The sequence below is a fragment of the Alcanivorax sp. NBRC 101098 genome, from assembly GCF_001010505.1.
Classification (GTDB): Bacteria; Pseudomonadota; Gammaproteobacteria; order Pseudomonadales; family Alcanivoracaceae; genus Alcanivorax; species Alcanivorax borkumensis.
Map to the genome: position 1 here is coordinate 2,679,303 of NZ_AP014613.1, position 17,981 is coordinate 2,697,283.

General features: G+C 57.4%; 20 protein-coding genes. 11 read left to right on the top strand and 9 right to left on the bottom strand.

Going from position 1 to position 17,981, the window contains the following annotated elements; all coding sequences use genetic code 11:
• The first annotated feature begins 19 nt into the window (after window positions 1-19).
• Genes AS19_RS12145 through AS19_RS12155 form a run of 3 tightly spaced genes read left to right on the top strand, consistent with a single transcriptional unit; the run spans window position 20 to window position 3,413 of the window.
• Window positions 20-964 carry an MbnP family copper-binding protein gene (locus AS19_RS12145; RefSeq protein ID WP_046962135.1) on the top strand — a complete coding sequence of 315 codons (945 nt, stop codon included), beginning with the start codon at window positions 20-22 and terminating at the stop codon, window positions 962-964.
• Entirely contained in the window at window positions 961-2,169 is a 1,209-nt protein-coding gene (locus AS19_RS12150; RefSeq protein ID WP_046962136.1) for an MbnH family di-heme enzyme, read from the top strand. The genes AS19_RS12145 and AS19_RS12150 overlap by 4 nt, the downstream gene beginning before the upstream one ends.
• Window positions 2,166-3,413, top strand: a complete 1,248-nt coding sequence (locus AS19_RS12155) for a hypothetical protein (RefSeq protein WP_035461734.1) — start codon at window positions 2,166-2,168, stop codon at window positions 3,411-3,413. Before AS19_RS12150 ends, AS19_RS12155 begins: the two co-directional genes overlap by 4 nt.
• On the opposite strand, the gene cobD is transcribed toward AS19_RS12155, so the two are convergent.
• Both cobD and cbiB read right to left on the bottom strand, forming a co-directional pair.
• On the bottom strand, window positions 3,410-4,399 hold the full coding sequence (cobD, locus tag AS19_RS12160) for a threonine-phosphate decarboxylase CobD (protein ID WP_035461732.1): 990 nt from the start codon (window positions 4,397-4,399) through the stop codon (window positions 3,410-3,412). The two genes, AS19_RS12155 and cobD, sit on opposite strands and share 4 nt — an antisense overlap.
• Window positions 4,396-5,325, bottom strand: coding sequence for an adenosylcobinamide-phosphate synthase CbiB (gene cbiB, locus AS19_RS12165; protein WP_046962137.1), 930 nt, complete (start codon window positions 5,323-5,325; stop codon window positions 4,396-4,398). The genes cobD and cbiB overlap by 4 nt, the downstream gene beginning before the upstream one ends.
• 113 nt (window positions 5,326-5,438) lie before the next feature.
• Here cbiB and cobT point away from each other — a divergent pair, with 113 nt between their 5' ends.
• Together cobT and AS19_RS12175 are read left to right on the top strand one after the other, a co-directional pair.
• A complete protein-coding gene (cobT, locus tag AS19_RS12170; protein WP_052753770.1) occupies window positions 5,439-6,491 on the top strand; it encodes a nicotinate-nucleotide--dimethylbenzimidazole phosphoribosyltransferase in 1,053 nt (350 codons plus the stop codon).
• 56 nt (window positions 6,492-6,547) lie between these two features.
• A complete protein-coding gene (locus tag AS19_RS12175) occupies window positions 6,548-7,144 on the top strand; it encodes a histidine phosphatase family protein (RefSeq protein WP_011589653.1) in 597 nt (198 codons plus the stop codon).
• A 135-nt stretch (window positions 7,145-7,279) separates the two neighbouring features.
• On the opposite strand, the gene cobU is transcribed toward AS19_RS12175, so the two are convergent.
• From cobU to moaB, 4 genes are all read right to left on the bottom strand, one after another.
• Entirely contained in the window at window positions 7,280-7,801 is a 522-nt protein-coding gene (gene cobU / locus AS19_RS12180; RefSeq protein ID WP_046962138.1) for a bifunctional adenosylcobinamide kinase/adenosylcobinamide-phosphate guanylyltransferase, read from the bottom strand.
• Window positions 7,801-8,379: an alkylphosphonate utilization protein gene (locus tag AS19_RS12185; RefSeq protein WP_035461720.1), complete on the bottom strand. Its 579-nt coding sequence runs from the start codon at window positions 8,377-8,379 to the stop codon at window positions 7,801-7,803. The genes cobU and AS19_RS12185 overlap by 1 nt, the downstream gene beginning before the upstream one ends.
• A gap of 134 nt (window positions 8,380-8,513) precedes the next feature.
• On the bottom strand, window positions 8,514-9,755 hold the full coding sequence (glp, locus tag AS19_RS12190; protein WP_046962139.1) for a gephyrin-like molybdotransferase Glp: 1,242 nt from the start codon (window positions 9,753-9,755) through the stop codon (window positions 8,514-8,516).
• 38 nt (window positions 9,756-9,793) lie between these two features.
• Window positions 9,794-10,306, bottom strand: coding sequence for a molybdenum cofactor biosynthesis protein B (gene moaB, locus AS19_RS12195; protein WP_011589657.1), 513 nt, complete (start codon window positions 10,304-10,306; stop codon window positions 9,794-9,796).
• 155 nt (window positions 10,307-10,461) lie between these two features.
• Here moaB and AS19_RS12200 point away from each other — a divergent pair, with 155 nt between their 5' ends.
• Window positions 10,462-11,829, top strand: a complete 1,368-nt coding sequence (locus AS19_RS12200) for a cytochrome P450 (RefSeq protein WP_046962140.1) — start codon at window positions 10,462-10,464, stop codon at window positions 11,827-11,829.
• 106 nt (window positions 11,830-11,935) lie between these two features.
• Here the strand turns inward: AS19_RS12200 and AS19_RS12205 are convergent, their stop codons facing one another.
• Entirely contained in the window at window positions 11,936-12,778 is an 843-nt protein-coding gene (locus tag AS19_RS12205) for a mechanosensitive ion channel family protein (RefSeq protein ID WP_011589659.1), read from the bottom strand.
• 176 nt (window positions 12,779-12,954) lie between these two features.
• Between AS19_RS12205 and AS19_RS12210 the strand changes: the two genes are divergently transcribed.
• The 4 genes from AS19_RS12210 (at window position 12,955) to AS19_RS12225 (ending at window position 15,451) form a co-directional block, all read left to right on the top strand.
• Window positions 12,955-13,596, top strand: coding sequence for an MBL fold metallo-hydrolase (locus AS19_RS12210; protein WP_011589660.1), 642 nt, complete (start codon window positions 12,955-12,957; stop codon window positions 13,594-13,596).
• 2 nt (window positions 13,597-13,598) lie between these two features.
• The gene (locus AS19_RS12215; RefSeq protein WP_011589661.1) at window positions 13,599-14,132 is read left to right on the top strand and encodes a mechanosensitive ion channel domain-containing protein; all 534 of its coding nucleotides are present in this window, start codon (window positions 13,599-13,601) and stop codon (window positions 14,130-14,132) included.
• A 210-nt stretch (window positions 14,133-14,342) separates the two neighbouring features.
• On the top strand, window positions 14,343-14,681 hold the full coding sequence (locus tag AS19_RS12220; RefSeq protein WP_011589662.1) for a hypothetical protein: 339 nt from the start codon (window positions 14,343-14,345) through the stop codon (window positions 14,679-14,681).
• Window positions 14,682-14,764: 83 nt separating this feature from the next.
• Window positions 14,765-15,451 carry a DUF2057 domain-containing protein gene (locus AS19_RS12225; protein ID WP_011589663.1) on the top strand — a complete coding sequence of 229 codons (687 nt, stop codon included), beginning with the start codon at window positions 14,765-14,767 and terminating at the stop codon, window positions 15,449-15,451.
• Window positions 15,452-15,545: 94 nt separating this feature from the next.
• Here the strand turns inward: AS19_RS12225 and AS19_RS12230 are convergent, their stop codons facing one another.
• Both AS19_RS12230 and AS19_RS12235 read right to left on the bottom strand, forming a co-directional pair.
• On the bottom strand, window positions 15,546-15,965 hold the full coding sequence (locus tag AS19_RS12230; RefSeq protein ID WP_011589664.1) for a secondary thiamine-phosphate synthase enzyme YjbQ: 420 nt from the start codon (window positions 15,963-15,965) through the stop codon (window positions 15,546-15,548).
• Between the two features lie 213 nt (window positions 15,966-16,178).
• Window positions 16,179-17,132, bottom strand: a complete 954-nt coding sequence (locus AS19_RS12235) for a 2-hydroxyacid dehydrogenase (RefSeq protein WP_011589665.1) — start codon at window positions 17,130-17,132, stop codon at window positions 16,179-16,181.
• Window positions 17,133-17,167: 35 nt separating this feature from the next.
• Between AS19_RS12235 and AS19_RS12240 the strand changes: the two genes are divergently transcribed.
• Complete coding sequence (locus AS19_RS12240; protein ID WP_046962141.1) at window positions 17,168-17,836, top strand: DUF523 domain-containing protein; 669 nt, start codon at window positions 17,168-17,170, stop codon at window positions 17,834-17,836.
• Window positions 17,837-17,981 lie beyond the last annotated feature (145 nt).

The window sequence follows — 17,981 nt, forward strand, 5'->3', positions numbered from 1 at the left end:
CAAAAAATCGGGGATTATCATGCGAATTCTGACTCTGGCCACCGCATCCTTAGCCACCATTCTGACAGGTTGCGGAGGCTCAAGTTCATCGGGCGACCGTGCTTGGGAGAGCAGCAGATCCAGCACCGCTCGCACCATCGAAATTCCAGTAAAGGCCGTGGCAGGGACGACTGACATCAGCTGCGATGCAACCTTGCAGTCCCTCGGTACCGCAGGTTCATCTACCAGCCTGGCTGATTTCCGCTTCTTCGTTCACGATCTGGCGGTGGTTACCGATGAAGGCCAGGTTATTCCCGTAGCACTGGACGCAGACGCCAAATCACAAAACGCCGACGTGGCCCTGCTCGATTTCCGCGACAAAGATGAGAACTGTGCCGGCGAAGGAGCCAACACGAATTTCAACGACACCATTACCATCAAAGTGGATGTGGACAGTGAGCTCGTCATTAGCGACCTGCAGTTCACTCTAGGCGTGCCGTTCGAACTCAATCATTTGGATCAGTCACTGGCGGAAGCACCGCTGGACAACCCAGGGACAGCCAGCGGCATGGCCTGGAGCTGGCAGGTGGGTTACAAATTTACCGGTCTGGATGTTAAACCGGTAGGGGGCATTACTCGCCCCGGCGAAGATACATGGAGCAGCAACCGCTGGAACCTGCATATTGGCAGCACTGGTTGCAGCGCCGATACGGCCAACGGTGAAGAACCCGAACCCTGCGACAATCCAAACCGCACAACGATTAAGCTGCCCTTGGAAGGAGCAAATTTAGAAGACATCGCCATTCAACTGGACTACGCCAAACTGGTGGAAGGAAGCAATCTATCCCAAGATGAAGGCGGTGCCAGTGGTTGTATGTCAGGATTCAGCGACCCGGAATGTCCCGCAGTTTTCAAGCGCCTGGGCCTGCCATGGGGTGACACCGAAGCAGTCGAGCAAAGTGTCTTTTCTATCGTACCGAAATGATGAAGAAGCCATTTCTCCTTTTGGCCGGGCAATCGCCCGGCCTTTTCCTTGTGCTCGGCACGCTGCTCCTAAGCGGCTGCCCAGAGCAGAGCGAAACCCGGGTAGATGATCAAGGCGCGTCCTACTCCGCCTATGACTGGCAACTCCCGGAAAACATTCCGCTGCCCCGCGAACCGGCGGACAACCCGATGACGGAAGAAAAGTTTCAACTCGGCCGGCATCTATTCTATGACAAGCGACTCTCCGTCAATGGCACCATCAGCTGCTCCAGCTGCCACCACCAGGACAAAGCCTTTAGTGATGGCGTTGACCGCCCCGCTGGCGCCACCGGCACACTTCACCCGCGTAACAGCCAAGCGTTGGTGAATGTGGCCTGGTACAACACCCTCACCTGGGGCAACCCAGTGCTCAGCACCATTGAACAGCAAATTATGCTGCCCCTGTTTGGTGATGACCCTATCGAACATGGCATCAATGGCGCTAACTCGGAACAGATTCTCATGAATCTGCAATCCGACCCTGTCTATGCGCCGTTGTTTGCAGCGGCCTTTCCTGAGCAGGATGAGCCGTTATTTGGCGACACTGCCTATAACAACATCGTCAAATCATTGGCTTCCTTTGTGCGCGGTTTGGCGTCGTTCAATAGCCCGTTTGATCGCAATGAGCTATCCGCCTCAGCCAAGCGCGGTTCCGCCCTGTTCAACAGTGAAAAGCTGGAATGTTTTCATTGTCATGGAACCTACAATTTCAGCGATGCCACAGTGGACCGTCGCACCAGTTATATCGAAGCACAATTCCACAACAATGGTCTGTACAACATCGATGGCCTTGGAGGCTACCCCGAACCCAATACCGGTCGCTACGAACTGACCGGCAAAGCCCATCACATGGGTCAGTTCAGGGCTCCCTCGTTAAGAAACGTAGCCCTCAGCGCCCCCTATAACCACGACGGTTCCGTGGAAACGCTGGAACAGGTGATACGCAACTACGCGGCAGGTGGGCGCAACATTACCAGCGGCCCTAATACAGGCGACGGGCGCATGAGCCCATACAAAGATAGCTTCATCGTTTCTTTCTCTATTTCCGATTCTGAAATAGCCGATGTGGTGGCTTTCCTGGAATCGCTCACCGACGAAGAATTCATTAATAACCCGCGTTTTTCCAACCCCTGGACCGAGAGCAGCCCGCAGGACACCACCCCATGAAATTCCGTTTTTTAGCTCCACTGATGGCTGCCAGCTCCCTGAGCCTGGCACACAGTGTGCCCAGCCAAAATAACCCCACCACCGTAGACGCCAGTCTCGCCGCCACATGGCGGTCCGCTAACGTGATTGGCGATTACGATTACTGGCAAATCCCTGGCACCATGATGGGAGGCGAAGCTTGGCCGGCGGAAAAAGGGGCGCAGATTGATGAACTGAACCTGGGTGTCGCTCACCGTATTGATGAGAATTTCTACGGGGTCATCAAATTCAACCACCACGCCGGCGGTGATGATGATCACGGCGGTGCCGAGCTAGAGCATGCGTATGTCGGCTGGGTCTGTTGTGACGATACCGGACCCTGGCTGGTGGAGGCAGGCAGGATGTCTGCCCAATTCTCCCCTGGGCTGGCTCAGCATTCCGTAGACCGGCTCGCCAGCGAAAGTCCGCTAGCGCTGGATGTGCTGTTCGGGCGCGATTTCCATGATGATGGCTTACGCTTCTGGTGGCATCAAATGGCAGGCTTTTCCCTTGGCGCCGAGGTCTGGAAAGGCAAAGCCTTCCCCGCTACCGACACAGAGAATGGCGGCGCCTGGGATGTATTTGGCCAATACCAGTGGCAAGGCGAACGGTTGGCGCTAACGCTGGGCGGGTGGTTCTACAGCGCAGAAGCGGAGTCACGTAGCGACCATCGCTACGGAGGCGGCCATCAACATGTACCGGTAGCACCTCCAGGCGAAATCGCCACCCTCTTTCCGGACACACGCTACACCGGCGAAACAGAAATCGCCGGCGCTCACTTCAAGCTGGGATATAAACTCAATCCGGATTGGGCATTAGCCCTCGACGGTGAGTGGATGCAGGCAAAACCCGATGGCGTAGTGCATGACGGCATCGGCCGTGAAGCAAACTTCACCGCCACCCAGCAAGGCGGCTGGCTACAGCCCTCCATTACTTGGCGAGCGCATACCTTTGGGCTGCGTGCAGAACAACTGAACACCGACAACAAGCTCACCGGTGCCGCAGCGCCACAATTAGCGCAGGACAGCGGGTTAGCCAATCCTCTTGAGCATGATCCGCAGCGCCTCACCGCCATCTGGCGGTGGCAATGGCGGAAAAATATCGCCATCCGCGCGGAAGCCGTTCAGGACGAGTCCCTGCCCGAAAAAGAGCATCGCTGGAACCTGGGAATTGTCTGGAAAGAAACCTTATGGTCTAGCAAAACGGGGCTGCGCGGTCATCATTAAAGCGCCGCGGCCAATTGCGCCCATCCCCGATCGTGCCCAGGCAAACCAAAACGCAATGCGGGCACATCGGGGAAAAGCCGAACCAACACGCCCTGCCGGGCCAGTGCCTCGGCGAGGGCGTTGGCCTTATCGGTCTTGCACCAAGCAAATAATCCACAATCGCCTTCTGCTTGCAGGCCTGCGTCACTCAGCACCGTCAGCAGCCGTTGGTGTGCCGTTGTAATCCGCTGATATTGACGCTGTTTCCAATCAGCATCGGTTAGCGCCTTAGCCATCACAAAACGGGCCGGGTGATTCACCGCCCAGGGCCCTAACCGCTGAGCCATTTGAGAACACAAATCCGGCGTCGCCGTGACGAGCCCCGCACGCAAACCGGCCAAACCATAAAACTTGCCCAGCGAACGCAGCACAATCAATCCAGCTCGATCACTCAGCGGCGCCAAAGACTGCCCCTCAGTCGCGTCCAAAAACGCTTCATCCACCACCAGCCAGCCACCTCGCTTCAGCAACTGCTGATGCCAGCCCAACAGCGTTTCACTGTCCGTGAGCTTCCCTGTGGGGTTATTGGGATTAATACACACCAGCACATCGAGCGTCGCCAAGGTGGCCTCAATGCGGTCGTAGGCCAGCGGTATGACCTCATGGCCTGCTCGCGCCCAAGCCTGCGCATGTTCCGCATACCCCACCGCAGGCACACCCACACGGCAACGGGGCCGCAATAAAGGCAAGGTTTGCAATGCCGCCTGGCTCCCCGGCACCGGCAGGCAATCGGCATTGCTGGGTAGCGCCAGCACCTCACGACAAATATCCACCAGGCCATCGTCATCTTCCGGCAAGCGCCGCCAAACATGCTCCGGCACTGCCGGTACAGGCCAAGACCAAGGGCTAATCCCCGTGGACAAATCCAGCCAGTGATGCGGGGGAATCCCCCAACGTCTCGCCGCGTTATGCACCCCGCCACCATGGTCCAGCTTTGCCACGCTCACACCAACGCTCCCGCTATAAAGACCAGTAACCACAACAATACGCTACGCCACACCAGTACAATGGCCGCGTCGATGCTGTCCGCATCCGCAGGCCGGCCCTCTCCTAACAACGGCTTATTTTTCCAGCCACCGTGGTACGGGGCGCCGCCGCCCACTTGCACCCCCAGCGCACCTGCGCCGGCGGCCATCACCGGCCCCGCATTGGGGCTATCGCAGCCCTTGGCTTGCTGCCGCCAGCAGCGCAACGCGGTCCAGAAGCGGCCGTGCAACCCGCCCACTAGCGCATAACTCAGCGCGGTCAGTCTCGAAGGCAACCAAGCAAGGCCGTCATCCAGCCGCGCGGCAGCCTTACCGAAGCGTTCGAAACGAGCGGTGCGATACCCCCACATGGCATCCAGCGTATTCACCAACCGATGTAATATCGCACCGGGCAGCCCCGCCACCACAAACCAAAACAGGCTGGCAAACACCGCATCGGCCCCATTTTCCAATACGGATTCGGTGGCGGCCCGTGCCACCCCGTTGGCATCCAGTGCCTGTGTGTCACGGCTAACAATTCTCGCTACCTGTTCTCTGGCCTCAGGCACATTCTGCGCCCGTAACGGTGCGGCCACCGTACGGCCATGGTCGGCCAAACTGCGCGCGCCCATCACCAGCCACAAGCCCACCACCTGCAACAGCCAGCAGGCCCACCCTGGCAGGGTCGACAACATCAGCACAGCCAACAGCACCACCGGTAGCACCAAGACCAGCACCGCTCCGGCCCCCTTGAACACACTACCCGGCGCAGCCGCATTCCAACGCTGCTCTAACCACCCGGCCAGCCGACCAAACCCCACCAGCGGATGCCAGCGACGCGGCTCGCCCAGCAGAAAATCCAGCACAATCGCTGCCACAGCAGCACTTATCAGGGAAACAGAAAGCATGATTTTGCCGTCATTGTCCGGTATCGATGGCGGGCAGTGTACTTGACACTCCCGGTTGCGGGGCAGAGGATTTGCCGCTTTCCGGCCCTGCGCCGCCCCAACCGGAGACACTCGTGAGTACGCCTTTGCCTTGGCAACAGCCGATTGACGCCCCCAGCGAACCCCATCGGCAAGCCGCCCTGCACCGCCAAGCCCAGCTCACCAAACCCGCCGGCTCACTAGGCGAACTTGAATCTCTGGCGGTCACCCTGGCGGGCCTGCAGGCGACAAACCTGCCACGCATTGAGCAGGTTTGCATTGCCGTTTTCGCCGCCGACCATGGCGTCTGCGAGGAAGGCATCTCCGCCTTTCCCCAAGCCGTCACCGGGCAGATGATTGCCAATTTTGTTGCTGGCGGAGCTGCCATCAGTGTCATGGCAAAACAACTAGGCGCCGCTCTGGAAGTAATCAACCTGGGCACCGTCAGCCCGCTGCCCATTGACGACGGCGTGATTGATGAACACATCGCCCCGGGCACCGGAAACCTAGCCCGCCAACCCGCCATGACCGACGCCCAATTGCAGGCCGCACTCGCCGCCGGAGATCGCGCTGCGCAACGGGCCGCCGATCGCCAAGCCGACGTGTTTATTGGCGGGGAGATGGGCATTGGCAACACCACCAGCGCCACCGCCCTGGCCTGCGCACTATTAGGCGAAGACGCCACCGCACTCACCGGCCCTGGCACCGGGCTGACACCAGAAGGCGTTGCCCACAAAGCCCAAGTGATTGCCCAGGCCCTAGCCCGTCACGGCACCCGGCCCGAACCGTTGGCCGTGCTGGCCTCTTTGGGGGGCTTTGAAATCGTCGCTCTGGCTGGCGCCTTTATCGGCTGCGCGGTACGCGGCATCCCGGTATTAGTGGACGGTTTTATTGTCTCCACAGCAGCCCTTGCCGCCTGCCAACTTCGACCACAATTACGCCCCTGGTTACTGTTCGCTCACCAGTCACGCGAGCCCGGCCACCAACGGCTGCTGCACGCCCTGGACGCCACCCCGCTGCTGGATCTTTCCCTACGCTTGGGCGAAGGCAGTGGCGCGGCTGTAGCAGTACCGTTATTACGCAATGCCTGCGCGCTACACAATCAGATGGCGACCTTTGCCGACGCCAATGTCAGCAACGAAAACTAATTTTGCCGGATTACAGTAACGCCGAAGCCAACCTACAAGAACGGGAATAGATACCGATGAGCACCACTATTTTTGACCTGATTCGTCATGGTGAGCCCGCCGGCGGGCAAATGTACCGGGGCCACAAAGATGACCCGCTAAGCGAGCAGGGCTGGCAGCAAATGCGTAATGCCATTACCGGCGACGATCAGTGGGACCACATCCTCAGCTCGCCCCTATTACGTTGCCGGGAATTTGCCGCCGAGCTGGCCAAGGAAAAGAATTTGCCGATGACCGTAGCGCACGATTTTAAAGAAATCAGCTTCGGCGACTGGGAAGGAAAAACCCGCGAGCAGGTGGCCCAGGAATACGGCGATCACCAAGCCAACTTCTGGCGCGATGCAGAAAGCCACCCACCGAGCAATGCGGAAACTATTCAGGATTTTCATCAACGCATCGGTGAAGCCTGGGCGCTGTGGCAAAACACATTGAAGGGCCAGCGGGTGCTATTGGTGTGCCACGGCGGCGTCATTCGCATGGTGCTAAGCCACGTACTCAGCATAGCCCCCAGCAAAGCCATGGCCGGCTTTCAGGTGCCTTACGCCTGCCGCTCACGGGTGCGGCTAGATGCCAGCGAATTCGGCACCTTGAGTTGCTTGATACGGCACGGGTAATTCTGGGTTGAAGCTTCCACGTTGAAACGCGGGTAAGCCCGGCTAACTGAGCGTTTTGGTCGCGACCTTTGAGGTGTATGTGATGAGGTGTATTTGTGATGCGGGCATCGCACACCCGCCCTTTAGAGCGTTGAATTACGCCCCTTTTAGCGTCTGCGTGAGCCCGGCCACCGACAGCAGCACCGTATCGCATTTTTCCGCTAACGACTGATTCAACCAGCCCAGCTCATCGGCGAAGCGACGGGTTAGCGGATCCATGCCGATAATCCCTAGCCCCACTTCGTTGCTGACTACCACCACATTGCCGGGGTACTGCCCCAGCGCCGCCAGAAAACTGTCTCGCTCGCGAACAAAAGTAGCGTCCCCTGCGTGCAGCAAATTACTCACCCATAGGCTCATGCAATCAATCAACACGCAGGGGAGCGGGGACAACCTGGCCTGGCGGTTCAGCAAAGCCCCCAGATGCAATGGCTCTTCCACTAGCCCCCACCCCGCCGGGCGGCGCAGGCGATGGCGACGAATGCGATCACTCATTTCACCATCGCCTGCCGTCGCCGTGGCCACATATACCACCGGTTCGCCTGACTCGGTAACGCGCTTTTCCGCCAACGCACTTTTGCCGGAACGAATGCCGCCGAGGATCAGGCTACAGGGCATCAGTTTTTCTTCACGAACTGAGTCAGAATAACAATCCGCTGGCCTTCAACCCGACCTTCAATGTGCTCAGGATTATCCTGCACCAAAGAGATATTGCGCACTGGGGTGCCGCGTTTGGCGGTGAAGTTGGCGCCTTTCACGTTCAGGTCTTTAATCAGCGTGACCGAATCGCCGGCTTCTAACACGGCGCCATTACTATCGCGGTGTAATTCCCCCGCTTCTTCATTCTGGCCCTCCCCTGTAGCCTGGGCCCAGGCGAGGGTGTCGTCCTCCAAGTAAAGCATATCAAGCAGATCCTGGGGCCAGCCTTCCCCCTGCAAACGCGTTAGCATTCGCCATGCCAGCACCTGCACAGCGGGCACCTGGCTCCACATGCTGTCGTTAAGGCAACGCCAGTGATTAACGTCTTCATTGCCGGGATTATCCAGCTGGGTTTGGCAGGTTTCACACAGCAGTACGCTTTGCTCGGCACTGCCATCGGATTCAGGGGGTACCGGATATACAGCAAGAGCATTGCTCGCCCCACAAAGCTCACAACAAGAATTGGCGCGGGCAAGCAACGAAGATTCCAGTGTCATGTAACGGCTCCTTTATCGGGGCCACATTATAACCGATTTGCGGCCCCCCAGCGGGCACCTTGAACGCCATTGCCGGAAAAAGTCGTCACTAACCATGGTCAAGCCCCCCCCCTACCTATGGCTCACCATGCAACCTACCCCGACAACAAATCAGAAAATGAAAAGAACGCCAAAGCATCTCCCGGAGCCACCGTACAGCCCACCGGAACCACGGCCAGGCCATCCGCCCACACGGCCGAGCTGAGCATGCCGGAACTCTGATTAGGGTGCTTTTGCAGCACCGCTTGAGCGGCGTCAACCACGCAGCGCACACGCAGGTATTCCTGTCGTTTGGCCGGCTTGTTGATAGTGAAGTCCGCCGGCAAAGACATGGCCGTTGGCAATACCGCATCCGCGCCACAACAGCGCCGCAACATTGGCAACACCAGCATCAGATAGCACACCAACACCGCAGAGGGGTTTCCCGGCAGCCCAAAGAAGGGGATACCGCCAAGGTTGCCGTAGGTAAACGGCTTACCTGGCTTAATCGCGAGGCGCCAAAAATCTAACTCCCCCTGCTCGGCAAGCACCGCTCGCAAATGATCTTCTTCGCCCACAGACACCCCGCCGGTAGAAATAATCACATCCGGGCGTTGCGCTGAATCGGAGAGTAAATCATTGAGAGTTTCGCGGATAATGGCCGGGTCATCGGGCAGATGTTCCCGATGCACATTCACAAAGCCGCTTTGCTGTAGCAACTGCGCTAGCAGGGGGCCATTGCTGTCGAAAATTTTTCCCGGTAACGGGGACTCTTCCGGCGACTGGATTTCATCGCCGCTGGTGAGAATCAATACCCTGGGGGAATACACTTTTACCGTCGCGATCCCAACGGAAGCAGTCAGCCCCACCGCCTGGGGGGTCAGCCTCTCACCCCGCGCCAGCACCACTTCGCCGTGCCGAGCATCCTGCCCCGCCGGGCGAATATTTTGCCCGGCCGTCACCGTGTCTCTACCCGGCAAACGCACCCGGTGTTCAGCAATTTCACAGTCTTCCTGCATCAATACCGTATCGGCCCCGGCAGGCACCGGTGCACCGGTAAAAATCCGCGCCACCTGACCTGAAACTATCGTGGCAGGCGCATCACCCGCCGCCACACGCAGCGGCATGGGCCGTGTTAGCCCCGGCTCGCCCAGGTCCGAATAGCGCAGCGCCACACCATCTACGGCCGCGTTATCAAACGCCGGCACATCTACCCGTGAGGTAACGGGCTCAGCCAAATACTGCCCCTGACAACCGGCCAACGGCACCTCGGTGATTGCCCGAAACGGGCGCGCCGAATCCAGTAACCGCTCCAGCGCTTGTGCCACTGGCATTAAGGGTTGCTTGCCTGCGTGCATTTTTCTCTTCCTTTCAAATCACCGCGACAACATTCGCTTTATCGGCGCACTTGGGCAACAAAGTTACAGGGCCGATGACGGGCATCCAGCTGCTCGACAATAATGCGATCCCACCCTGTGGCACACGCATTATTGGACCCTGGCAGGCAAAAAATCACCGTGCGGTTGGCCAGCCCGGCCAGGCAACGACTCTGAATAGTGGAAGAACCAATATCCTCCACGCTCACCTGCCGGAACAGTTCGCCAAACCCCTCAATGGTCTTGTCGAACAGAGGCGCCAGCGCCTCCGGGGTGGAGTCCCGCCCTGAAAACCCGGTGCCACCGGTAGTCACAATCCCTTGTATCCGATCGTCGGCAATCCAATCAGAAACCACCTTGCGCAGCTGATAGATATCGTCCTTCACTATCTGCCGCGCTTGCAGGGTATGCCCCGCCTCTTTTAACCGCGCTACCAGCAGGTCTCCGGAGGTATCGGTTTCCGGGGTTCGGGTATCACTCACGGTCAATACCGCCAGCGCCAAGGGCTCAAATCTAGCCGCAGGTTTGGACATACATTCTCTCCTTACGCAATCCGCCAATGCTAGCACGTGTCATACCTGGGCGGCTGGACAGCACAGCATGATTTGACCGTTGCCAACAGCCCCTGTTCTAGGCTACTCCCCAAAGGTAAATTCAATTTCTATCAAGAGTTTATCGGAGAACCGCCATGAACCGTATGGAAGTCGCCCAGCAAGAGGCTGCACAACTGCCCCGGATGCCACAACGCAAGCTCAAGGATATCCCTGGTGACTACGGCTGGCCGTTACTCGGGCATACCGTGCCGTTTCTGAAGGACTATCACAAAATGGTCACCCAGCAAGCGGCTAAGCATGGGCTGATTTTCAAAAACTCGGTGTTATTCCAGCACGGGGTGACGCTGCTCGGCCCCGATGCCAACGAGTTTGTTCTCAAGGACCCGGAACATGCTTTTTCCAGCCGGGCGGCCTGGAATCCGATCTTGGAAAAGCTGTTCACCGACGGTTTAATGTTGCGTGATTTTGCCGACCATAAATTTCACCGCCGCATCATGCAGCAGGCATTTAAAAAACCCGCCTTGGCCAGTTATCTAGGCCGCATGAACGGTCACATTGGCAGTGAGATCAGCCACTGGCCCACAGGCAAAGAATTGAGGTTCCAAGACCATATCAAGTCTTTGTTACTGGACGTGGGCGCACAAATCTTTTTCGGCTTGGAAATGGGGCCGGAGTCCAACAAGGTGAACCAGTCTTTTATCGACGCAACCGACGCCTCTTTGGCCGTCGTTCGTCTGCCCATCCCGGGCCTGCTCTGGCACCGTGGCATGAAAGGGCGCCGCTATTTGGAAAAGTTTGTCACCGGGCTGATTCCACAAAAACGGGCCAGTAACACACCCGATTTCTTCAGCGAGCTTTGCAAGGCCGCAGACGAAGAAGGGGGCCTCTCAGATAAAGACGTGATGAACCACATGATCTTCCTGTTGTTCGCCGCCCACGACACCACCACCAGCACCCTGTGCTCCATTGTCTACATGCTAGCCAAACACCCGAACTGGCAAGATATACTGGTGAAAGAAATAGAAGGGCTGAATAAAGAAACGCTAGACTATGACGACTTGGCGAAAATGGAAAAAACCGACTGGGTCTTTCGCGAAACCCTGCGCATGCGACCCGCGCTCACCACCTTCCCCCGGCGCACAGTCAAAGAGATTGAGTATCAGGGCTATACCCTGCCAAAGAACACCTTGGTAAGTATATCCACGCTCTACACACACTACATGGAAGACTACTGGAGCAACCCGACCACCTTCGACCCGGAACGCTTCAGCGACGAACGCGCCGAGCACAAGAAGCACTTTTACCAGTGGGTCCCTTTCGGCGGCGGCCATCACAAATGCTTAGGTCTGAATTTCGCTGAATTACAAACCAAGACTTTTCTGTTCCAGTTTCTGAAACGTTACCGCGTTAGCGTCAAACCCGGCTACGAACTGCCCACCCAGCAAGTACCGCTGATCATGCCAAAAGATGGATTACCCGTGGTGCTAGAAAAAAGAGCCTAACGTTGAAACGCAACCACACCCTTTCCACGCCAAAAAAAGGGGCCGCGATCATCACTGATCACGGCCCCTCTTTTTGGTATCACCAATTCACCTCGCGTTTTAGCGTCTAACTTTCGCCTCCGCTCTGCTGAAATAAATGCACATCCCGCTGGGGGAACGGAATGGTAATACCGGCTTTATCAAAGGCGTATTTCACCTGCTCGAACAAACCAAAATACACCGGCCAATAATCTTCCGAATTCACCCACGCCCGAGTCAACATTGTAATGCTGCTATCCGCATGGGCCGAAACAAAAATATCGGCGTCGAAACTACCACCATCCAGAATGCGATCATCGTTATCAATCACCGATTGAATCGCGGCCCGAGCCTGCTCAATGCTATCGCCATAGCCAATACCAAATTCAATATCTATGCGCCGTTGCGGCTCCACAAAAATATTTTTGATACAGCCATTGGACATGAGTCCGTTGGGAATCACGATGCGCTGGTTGTCGTAGGTCGTGAGGATGGTATTGAAAATCTGAATATCCCATACTTTTCCGGTATGCCCCTGGGCTTCAATAATGTCCCCCACCCGGTACGGTTTGAAGAGCAGGATAAGCACACCGCCAGCAAAGTTGCCCAGGCTTCCTTGCAACGCCAGCCCCACCGCCAACCCCATGGCACCCAGCATGGCAATAAAGGACGTCGTTTGTACGCCAACCATTCCTGCCACCGCCACCAGCAACAAAATTTTAAGCAGCACATCAACAAGGCTGGTCATAAACTTCTGTAAGGTATCGTCCACGGCCTTGAAGCCCAGCAGCCGGTTCATGCCCTTGATCACCCTCTTGATGATCCAGAAGCCCACAATCAATGTAATCACCGCTAGCAGCACCTTAGGCAAATAGGCCATGCTTAGCTCAATTCCCTTGTCCAGATACGGCTGTATTTGCTCCATATCCATGATTCCCTTCCTTTATGAGTTATGTAGACACTTAAAGTACCACTAAGAGGCCAACCGCAAACCTTAACTGCGTCTGAATCTGCCACTATTTATCCTTTCGGCCCAACGGTGGAGGTATGAATCCTTACCCAAATTAGCGCTATACTGCGGGCACATTCTCCACCGAATAGATAGCCATGAAGTACGCCATCGTGCCGGTCACCCCGTTCCAACAAAACTGTTCTATTCTTAAATGCGAAGCGACCAACAAGGTGGCTATCGTGGACCCAGGCGGCGACCTGGAAAACATCCTCACCGCCCTTGAGCAAATAGGCGGCACACCGGAAAAAATCCTCGTCACCCACGCGCACCTTGACCATATTGGTGCCGTGGCAGACCTGGCAGAGCGGCTATCTCTGCCCATTGAAGGCCCGCACCGGGACGATCAATTCTGGATTGATATGCTGCCCCAGCAAGCACAAATGATGGGCTTTGCTCCATCACGCCCATTCACGCCAGACCGCTGGCTGGAAGGCGGCGATAGCGTCACCGTGGGGGAAACCCGTTTCGAAGTGCGCCACTGCCCCGGGCACACTCCCGGCCACGTAGTGTTCTACCAGCCCGAAGCAAAACTGGTGGTGGTGGGTGATGTCCTATTTAACGGTTCCATAGGCCGCACGGATTTCCCCAAAGGCGACCACGACACACTGATCCAAGCGATCAAGGACCAGCTGCTAACCTTGGACGACGACGTGTCCTTTATTCCCGGCCACGGCCCCATGTCCACCATTGGCCATGAACGCAGCCACAACCCTTTCGTATCTGGCAAACACGGATAAACATGGATTCAGTGGTAATGAAGTGGCTGCTCACCGTGATGGTGCTGCTGGTCGGCTGGGTATTGTCCATCGCCCTGCGTGGGGCAACCAAACGGCTGGGCCGCCGCCGGGGCTATAGTCGCGCGCGTATTTTTCAAACCGCCGTGGTGATCAACAGCAGCAGCTTGCTCCTTTGCCTGTTGGCGCTAAGCATTTTGTGGGGCTTAAAAGGCGACGGCATCATGGTTTTCGCCACCTCACTGATGGCACTGCTCGGCGTGGCGCTGTTTGCTAGCTGGTCCATGCTGAGCAACACTACCGCCGCCATCATTCTGTTCTTCAGTGCGCCTTACCGGGTCGGCGACCGAATCCGCTTACTGGACGGCGACAACACTGTCACCGGCCAGGTCCGCCACATGGGGCTGATCTTCATTACCATTCAAGATGAACTGGGCCATCGCTACACCCTGCCCAACAACCTGCTGCTGCAGAAAACCGTCATCCAGCTACGCGGCGACACTCTGCCCCGGGATCAAAAACATATCAAAGCAGACTAACCCCCCGTTCTCGCCACATTCAGAGTCCGGTAAAGTAATAACAGCGAAGAAGCATCGGCCCAACGAATAGAGCACGCGGTCAAAAAAATGGCCATGCTCGCCCTGCTTCTTCCCCTTATTGCCGTAGCGACCCTACTGAGCGGCGGCCAACGTAATCGGGGGCTAGGCGCAGCATCCGCCGAAGGCTCCCGCCAGCAAAGAGGCCCAACAATGAGTAACACCAGCACCGCCAACCTGGCTCGCATCATCTATGTGCTACATTTGCTGGGTCTGATCACCGGCGGGCTTACCGCCATTGTCGGCGTGATTCTTGCTCACATTAATGTCAGCGATGCTCCACCACCGCTACGCGAGCATTTTCGGTTTCAGTACCGCACCTTCTGGATTGGCCTGCTGTACTGGTTTATTGCCGGCATCACCACCCTGGCCCTGATTGGCTGGCTGTTGATGGTGCTAATCTCCGTCTGGTGGATTGTACGGTGCGCCCGGGGCATGTCTGCCCTGAATCGCAACCAGCCACCTAGCAAGGTGGAGAGCTGGGGGTTCTAATACCCCTATCGATTTGTCACATAACTGACACAGGCGCAGGCCAGACTGGCCGGCCGCGTCATCAACCGCCCTAAGGAGAAGTCATGTTGCCCCTGCGCCTGCTTACCGTAACCCTTTGCGCCCTGTTTCTGGCCGCCTGCGCCCGCAGCCCCGTGGTACAGCTATACGATGGCCCAGCCAAAGCCGACAGCCAAGTGCTCACCGTTAAGGTGCCCAGCGAAATCGAAGTGTTCACCATTAACGGCAAAGAACTGGAAGGCGTAAACACCTTTTTCGCCACCGACTTTAAGGAACTGAAGTTAGCGCCCGGCCGCTATGAAATCCTCGCCTATTACAAAGAGTTATGGCAACTGGATGTGGACAATCATGAGATTGTGAAAACCAACCCAGCCAACTTCATCATCGATGGCAAGGCAGGCGACCAATGGCAGCTGGGCTTCGACAAACCCCAGAATGTGGAAGAGGCCCGCGCCATGGAAGACAGCTTTAGCGGCTGGGCCAGCAATACCGAAACCGGGGAAAAAGTGGCGGCCAAAGAATCTGATCTGATCCTTAACCGCGGTTTCCTGGCGCCAATCACCGGCGAAGAAGTCACCACCGCTACCAGCAACAGCATTGCCCCCCAAAATGCAGCAGGGGCCAATGCCGCCAATGCACAAAAGAGCACCAGCGTCGCGCCCGGGGCCAGCTACTTGGATACGCTTAAAGCGCAATGGAAACAGGCCACCCAGCAAGAGCGTCGCGAATTCCTGCAGTGGATCTCAGAATAACCCAACACCGCATGCGTTCACGCGGGCAGGCAAGCGGCACCGCCCGCGCCTTGCCCGCGCCTTACCCACACAAGGCTCCTTCAGGCTCGGCGAGTCACTCCCCCTGAATCGTCGCCACTAGCCGCCTTGTGCCAGCGTTATCGCGATGTTCGCACAGGTAAATACCCTGCCACGTGCCTAGCGCCAGCCGCCCGTTACTAATAGGCAAGCTCAATGAAGGGCCTATCAGTACGCTCTTAATGTGCGCCGGCATGTCATCCGGCCCTTCCAGAGTGTGCTCATAATACGGCGCGTTCTCCGGCACCATTACATTCAGGTGCCGCTCAAGATCACCGCGCACATCCGGGTCCGCATTTTCATTCACGGTGAGCGATGCAGAAGTGTGCTGAATAAACAGGTGCAGCAAGCCTATCTCTAGCTCAGCCAACTCCGGCAGCTGCTCCAACACTTCACGGGTCACCAAATGGCAGCCACGCCGTTTAGCGGTGAGAGTGATGTTGCTCTGTTTCCACATCGTCGTTCCCTCGCTGGCGGTTAAAAAGCCTTTTGCATGGCCGGCCTGAAAGCCCGCGCAGGCCTTAGACCCTAGCGCCTAATGCTGAACACGACAGACTGTATTTTGACCGCACAGCATTCACAGGCATGCATAAAACCTAAAGGCCAAACCATTGTACTTATCGGTGCCGTCAGTGGCATCCATGCCGAGGCTGCGGGGATCAGCGACAGATCAACACACCACGTTCATTGGCGTACCCGCCTGCCATTGGCGAATATTCTCCACCACACCATTGAGCAACCGTTGCCGGGATTCGCGGGTGCCCCAGGCATTGTGGGGGGTAATCAACAGGTTGGGGATACCGTCCGCCAGCAACGGATGCGCCATCGAAGGCGGCTCGCTGCTGAGCACATCCAACCCGGCCCCGCCAAGTTGCCCACTGCGCAACGCTTGCGCCAATGCAGGCTCATCAATCAACCCGCCGCGGGCGGTGTTCAGCAACACTGCGCCGGGTTTCATCTGCGACAAAAACGCCGCGTCCACTAGCTTGTCGGTCTGCGCTGTTAGCGGGCAATGCAGGCTAATCACATCCGCCGCCGGCAACAGCTCCGCCATCGGTACCCGGCCGGGCTGATTGCCCTGGGCCTGAAACGATTCGGCAACCAGCACCTGCATGCCAAACGCCTTTGCCAGCCGGGCAACTTCGCGGCCCAAATCGCCATAACCGATAACCCCGAACGTTTTACCCGACAGCTCCATCATTGGATGGTCAAGCAGGCAGAACTGCGAGGCACGGCTCCACTCCCCGCTACGCACCGCTTCATGGTAGGGAACCAGCCGAGCCGCCAGCGACAACAGCAGGGCCATCGTATGCTGTGCCACCGAGGCGCGCGCATAGCCCGTCACATTGCAAACCGTGATGCCCAGGGCAGAGGCCGCAGCCAAATCCACATTATTGGTACCAGTGGCGCAAATGCAGATAAGCTTAAGGGAAGGACAGGCTTTCAGCGTGGCGGCATCCAAAACGACCTTGTTGGTCACCACCACCTGCGCACCTTCCAGCCTAGCCGCACACTGGTCGGCACGGGTCTGCGGGTAGCACGCCCACGACAACAAAGTGTCGAAGGTGCTGAAGTCCAGCTCACTGGGAACCAGGGTATCGGTATCCAGAAAAACGCCTTGCATAACCTGTCACCGTTGGGGAAGAAGGGAGGCCTGCCATGCTAACGGATTTATTGGAAAAAATGGGCTTCGACCTGCCGCAGCAGGAGTGGCAAAAACCCATCATTGGCGTTAGTGCCTGCCTCACCGGGCAAAAGGTACGCTACGACGGCGACCACAAACACAATGCCATTGTGATCCACCAGCTGGCGCCCTGGTTACGCTTTCGGGAAACCTGCCCGGAGGTGGCCATTGGCCTGCCCGTACCGCGCCCCCCTATTCAGGTGGTGCAACTGGAGGGCCGCCTGCGGGTTCGGGGAGTCGATCAGCCCCAACAGGATGTGACCGACGCACTGGAAAACGTGGCGGCCACATTGCAACAACCCTTGAGTGGTTTCGTCCTCAAAGCCCGCTCGCCCAGTTGTGGTTACCTGAACACCCCGGTACATAACCCCCAAGGCCAACAAATCGGCATAGCCTCCGGCGCCTTCGCCAATAAGCTCCACCAACACTTCCCGCGCATTGCGCTGGCCAACGAAGAAGACATGGAAAAGCCCGCTTGCCTGCAGGCCTTTGTGCTACAGGCATACTGCTACCACCAGTGGCGCCACAACGATCAGCAAGGCCAATGGCTACATCACATGCAGCAGCAAACCGAGCAGTTGGATGAGCCGCTGCGCAGTGACATGCGCCAGTACCTGGAGCAGCTCGGCCAGGCCATGCATTAAGAGGGTCGCTCAGGCTCTCGTGTTACGTCTTTCAAGCGAATTCGACTTACAAAACCGCACGGTTCATCGGTATGGCGAATTAGGCCGAAGGCCGTCATCCGACTCCACACCGAGAATCGTTTTGGCAAAAAAAACGCACGGCCCT

What these genes read in the sequence shown, in the direction of transcription:
- AS19_RS12145 (WP_046962135.1), top strand. Translation starts at nt 20, where the DNA reads ATGCGAATTCTGACTCTGGCCACCGCATCCTTAGCCACCATTCTGACA.
- AS19_RS12150 (WP_046962136.1), top strand. Translation starts at nt 961, where the DNA reads ATGATGAAGAAGCCATTTCTCCTTTTGGCCGGGCAATCGCCCGGCCTT.
- AS19_RS12155 (WP_035461734.1), top strand. Translation starts at nt 2,166, where the DNA reads ATGAAATTCCGTTTTTTAGCTCCACTGATGGCTGCCAGCTCCCTGAGC.
- cbiB (WP_046962137.1), bottom strand. Translation starts at nt 5,325, where the DNA reads ATGCTTTCTGTTTCCCTGATAAGTGCTGCTGTGGCAGCGATTGTGCTG.
- AS19_RS12175 (WP_011589653.1), top strand. Translation starts at nt 6,548, where the DNA reads ATGAGCACCACTATTTTTGACCTGATTCGTCATGGTGAGCCCGCCGGC.
- cobU (WP_046962138.1), bottom strand. Translation starts at nt 7,801, where the DNA reads ATGCCCTGTAGCCTGATCCTCGGCGGCATTCGTTCCGGCAAAAGTGCG.
- AS19_RS12185 (WP_035461720.1), bottom strand. Translation starts at nt 8,379, where the DNA reads ATGACACTGGAATCTTCGTTGCTTGCCCGCGCCAATTCTTGTTGTGAG.
- glp (WP_046962139.1), bottom strand. Translation starts at nt 9,755, where the DNA reads ATGCACGCAGGCAAGCAACCCTTAATGCCAGTGGCACAAGCGCTGGAG.
- moaB (WP_011589657.1), bottom strand. Translation starts at nt 10,306, where the DNA reads ATGTCCAAACCTGCGGCTAGATTTGAGCCCTTGGCGCTGGCGGTATTG.
- AS19_RS12200 (WP_046962140.1), top strand. Translation starts at nt 10,462, where the DNA reads ATGAACCGTATGGAAGTCGCCCAGCAAGAGGCTGCACAACTGCCCCGG.
- AS19_RS12205 (WP_011589659.1), bottom strand. Translation starts at nt 12,778, where the DNA reads ATGGATATGGAGCAAATACAGCCGTATCTGGACAAGGGAATTGAGCTA.
- AS19_RS12210 (WP_011589660.1), top strand. Translation starts at nt 12,955, where the DNA reads ATGAAGTACGCCATCGTGCCGGTCACCCCGTTCCAACAAAACTGTTCT.
- AS19_RS12215 (WP_011589661.1), top strand. Translation starts at nt 13,599, where the DNA reads ATGGATTCAGTGGTAATGAAGTGGCTGCTCACCGTGATGGTGCTGCTG.
- AS19_RS12220 (WP_011589662.1), top strand. Translation starts at nt 14,343, where the DNA reads ATGAGTAACACCAGCACCGCCAACCTGGCTCGCATCATCTATGTGCTA.
- AS19_RS12225 (WP_011589663.1), top strand. Translation starts at nt 14,765, where the DNA reads ATGTTGCCCCTGCGCCTGCTTACCGTAACCCTTTGCGCCCTGTTTCTG.
- AS19_RS12230 (WP_011589664.1), bottom strand. Translation starts at nt 15,965, where the DNA reads ATGTGGAAACAGAGCAACATCACTCTCACCGCTAAACGGCGTGGCTGC.
- AS19_RS12235 (WP_011589665.1), bottom strand. Translation starts at nt 17,132, where the DNA reads ATGCAAGGCGTTTTTCTGGATACCGATACCCTGGTTCCCAGTGAGCTG.
- AS19_RS12240 (WP_046962141.1), top strand. Translation starts at nt 17,168, where the DNA reads ATGCTAACGGATTTATTGGAAAAAATGGGCTTCGACCTGCCGCAGCAG.